Here is a 368-nt window from a genome sequence, read left to right as displayed (position 1 = left end):
AAGCCAATTTTAAGATATCCTTCTCATACTCCATGGAAATATCCTCTTCTTCATTTTCTAGAAGAAAGAATTCCACTTGGTGAGCTGTCCTTTTCATTAATTCCCTCAAAGGAATGATATCGCTAAAGCCTCCAACATCTATTCGGAATATAATAGGTAGTAGGCTCTCTTTAAAAGCTGATAAATCTTTTTCATTATCAATTTGAAGGAAATCCAACTCAAAGCTTTTAATCTGCTCAAATATTTCAGTTGGGTTGCTTTTAGTGAACTCACCCACTAGTTTTACACCCGACACCCAATCAGTAATTTCTTTAAAACGCTCTGCGGAAATATGAGTCGGTTGTTTTGCATCAATATTGAAGCCCAGT

Annotated in this window: 1 protein-coding gene; it reads right to left on the bottom strand. The window is 35.9% G+C overall.

The genetic code is table 11. The features are described from left to right. The coding region (locus E1171_RS23120) for a beta/alpha barrel domain-containing protein (RefSeq protein WP_484628011.1) at positions 1-368 on the bottom strand (368 nt) is incomplete at both ends.

Origin of the sequence: Xanthovirga aplysinae (genome assembly GCF_009711365.1) — a bacterium.
GTDB lineage: Bacteria > Bacteroidota > Bacteroidia > Cytophagales > Cyclobacteriaceae > Xanthovirga > Xanthovirga aplysinae.
The sequence above is the reverse complement of the archived record's forward strand: the minus strand, read 5'-3'. Positions and strand labels throughout refer to the sequence as shown.